Origin of the sequence: Thermomonas beijingensis, assembly GCF_020034655.1 — a bacterium.
In the GTDB taxonomy this organism is placed as follows: Bacteria; Pseudomonadota; Gammaproteobacteria; order Xanthomonadales; family Xanthomonadaceae; genus Thermomonas; species Thermomonas beijingensis.
In genome coordinates this window covers 1-2602 of sequence record NZ_JAIQDJ010000024.1, presented here as the reverse complement: position 1 = coordinate 2602, position 2602 = coordinate 1, and the positions used below count along the sequence as shown (strand labels likewise).

The following is a 2602-nucleotide window of genomic DNA, read 5'->3' as shown; positions in this document are numbered from 1 at the left end:
GCGCCGCAACGAGGTGCAACCGAAGCGACAGCAGCCGGACGCCGAAAGATAACACGATGCCATGAAGCGGCGTCGGCTTGAACGAACTGTTAGGTTGTAGGCGCCCGACGACCCACTGCGCATGCGAAGCAAGCTACGGAATGCTACCGCCACCACGGTGCGCAGGTCCCCTGCGCGCTGTGGGCCAAGTACGCAAGGGCACACTTGAACCTAACAGTAAACCTATCAGGCGCAATTCAATGCAAAGCCCGCATATCCCCAAAAAATTCCGCGCTAAACCTAACGCCTGAATTAAGCCGCTGCGCTGCGGCTGACACAAACCCCGGTCAAGCCACGAAGCGCGGTCGGCTTGAATGAATTGTTAGACCGCGAACGATTAACTACGAGAGGCGACATGAAAGACGACTTGGGCGACAGAATGAAGATGTATGAAAGTGCTGAGGCGGGGCGGCGATTCATGCCCATGCTGCCTGTTCTAGCGCGCATTGACGGGCGAGCTTTTCACAGCTTCACGCGCGGCATGGATCGACCTTTCGACGCTGCCTTTTCGTCCTGCATGGTTGAAACGACGGCGGAGCTGGTGCGCGAAACAGGCGCTTGCATAGGCTACACACAGAGCGACGAGATCACGCTTGCATGGCACAGTCGAACCACGCAGAGCCAGATATGGTTCGATGGCCGCGTAGCGAAGATGACGAGCCAGCTTGCTGCCCAAGCAACTCTGATTTTCTTTCGGCATGTGCTGGCGATGATGCCGCAGTACGCAGACCGAATGCCCACATTCGATGCTCGCGTTTGGGCAGTTCCCAACCGCGCGGAAGGTGCAAACGTGTTTCTCTGGCGCGAGTGGGACGCCACGAAGAACAGCGTGAGCATGGCTGCTTCTGCCTACTACAGCCACAAGGCGCTGATGGGCAAGAACAGTCCGCAGAAGCACGACATGCTTCATGAGAAGGGCGTCAACTGGAACGACTATCCGGCCCTGTTCAAGCGGGGCGCGTATGTACAGCGGCGCACAGTTGCAACCAAGTTCAGTGCAGATGAATTGGAGCGGCTACCACAAAAGCATGAAGCGCGCACCAATCCTGAACTGGTAGTTGAGCGGTCAATGTGTGTGGCATTGGATATGCCGCCACTTGCGACCGTCACCAACCGGGAAGAAGTGATTTTTGACGGGGACGCGCCAATGCTGGCCGAGCGGTCTAACGCCCTGAGCTAACCCGCGCCGCCGTCTTGGCGCGTCACACGCGAGACAACCCGAAGCGGCGTCGGGTTGAGCGAATTGTTAGACCGCAAAGCGAGGACACACGAATGCACGACAAGATGACCATTTGCAGCATTGTTCAGTTGACCGAAACAGGTGTAGAGCAGTGGATCGACTTCACGGGAGAGATTACCCGGAGGTTTGCCGAGGTGTCACAGCGGCAGATGGAAGCGGGACTACGAAAGAAGCTGATCGAGCTTGGCTGGACTCCGCCGGGAGCAATGGACGACGTGCTGAAAGCAGCCCGAGACGTTGTGCGGTGGGACTGGAGCGACAACGACGAGGATTGCGTGGATGACATTGAGCGGCTGCGGAAAGCTGTCAATGCGGTCTAACACCTGAGTTAAGCCGCGCCGCGAAGCGGCGTCGGCTTGGACGAATTGTTAGGCCGCATATCGCGACCTGAAAGCGGCACGCAAGACCTCAACCTTTTCCGCCCCGAGTGAGGTGCATGCGAGCCTGTAGGACTCTATGTGCTTTGTAGGCCAGTCCACTGGTGGTACTTCATCGGCATAGTAAAAGTAATCCCAGATGATCGCCTCCCAGCTGTTACAACGGACTGGCCGCCCGGCGATGACGCCCTCAGCCGCCTCTGGGCACGAGCCCTGCGGAGCCTCCGCGATTTCATACGCTTCGTCTGCCCACCAAGCAGGTTCGCAGTCAAGTAACTCATCCCCGATCTCCGCTAAGAATCCATAGTCCAACTCCTCCATGACGCGCCCGCCGAGCATTTCAACTATTGCCTCGAGCTCGCCGCGCCTCTCGCCGGGAAACGTCAGATCAATATCATCGTGCTTGCGTGTTACACGCCCTAGCCGTGCATCGATCGCCCAGCCCCCACCGATCCAGAGCGGCAGATTTCGCTCATCTGCCGCAGCTAGAATTTTGTGTATCAATGTGACCTGCGTTGTGTCCATGCGGCCTAACACCTGAGTTAAGCCGCGCCGCAACGAGGTGCAACCGAAGCGACAGCAGCCGGAAACCGAAAGATAACACGATGCCATGAAGCGGCGTCGGCTTGAACGAACTGTTAGGTTGTAGGCGCCCGACGACCCAGTGCACACGCGAAGCAAGCTACGGAATGCTACCGCCACCACGGTGCGCAGGTCCCCTGCGCGCTGTGGGCTAAGTACGCAAGGGCACACTTGAACCAAACAGTAAACCTATCAAGCGCAATTCAATGCAAAGCCCGCATATCCCCAAAAAATTCCGCGCTAAACCTAACACCTGAGTTAAGCCGCACCGCAACGAGGTGCAACCGAAGCGACAGCAGCCGGACGCCGAAAGATAACACGATGCCATGAAGCGGCGTCGGCTTGAACGAACTGTTAGGTTGTA

General features: G+C 57.6%; 3 protein-coding genes. 2 read left to right on the top strand and 1 reads right to left on the bottom strand.

Annotation, left to right across the window (positions count from 1 at the left end):
• The first annotated feature begins 394 nt into the window (after positions 1-394).
• Positions 395-1219 (top strand): tRNA(His) guanylyltransferase Thg1 family protein, encoded by an 825-nt coding sequence (locus K7B09_RS12865; protein WP_223629864.1) that lies wholly within the window; start codon positions 395-397, stop codon positions 1217-1219.
• A 92-nt stretch (positions 1220-1311) separates the two neighbouring features.
• Complete coding sequence (locus K7B09_RS12860) at positions 1312-1599, top strand: hypothetical protein (RefSeq protein ID WP_223629863.1); 288 nt, start codon at positions 1312-1314, stop codon at positions 1597-1599.
• 48 nt (positions 1600-1647) lie between these two features.
• Here the strand turns inward: K7B09_RS12860 and aadB are convergent, their stop codons facing one another.
• Entirely contained in the window at positions 1648-2181 is a 534-nt protein-coding gene (gene aadB / locus K7B09_RS12855) for an aminoglycoside nucleotidyltransferase ANT(2'')-Ia (protein WP_000381802.1), read from the bottom strand.
• Positions 2182-2602: the final 421 nt, after the last annotated feature.

What these genes read in the sequence shown, in the direction of transcription:
- K7B09_RS12865 (WP_223629864.1), top strand. Translation starts at nt 395, where the DNA reads ATGAAAGACGACTTGGGCGACAGAATGAAGATGTATGAAAGTGCTGAG.
- K7B09_RS12860 (WP_223629863.1), top strand. Translation starts at nt 1,312, where the DNA reads ATGCACGACAAGATGACCATTTGCAGCATTGTTCAGTTGACCGAAACA.
- aadB (WP_000381802.1), bottom strand. Translation starts at nt 2,181, where the DNA reads ATGGACACAACGCAGGTCACATTGATACACAAAATTCTAGCTGCGGCA.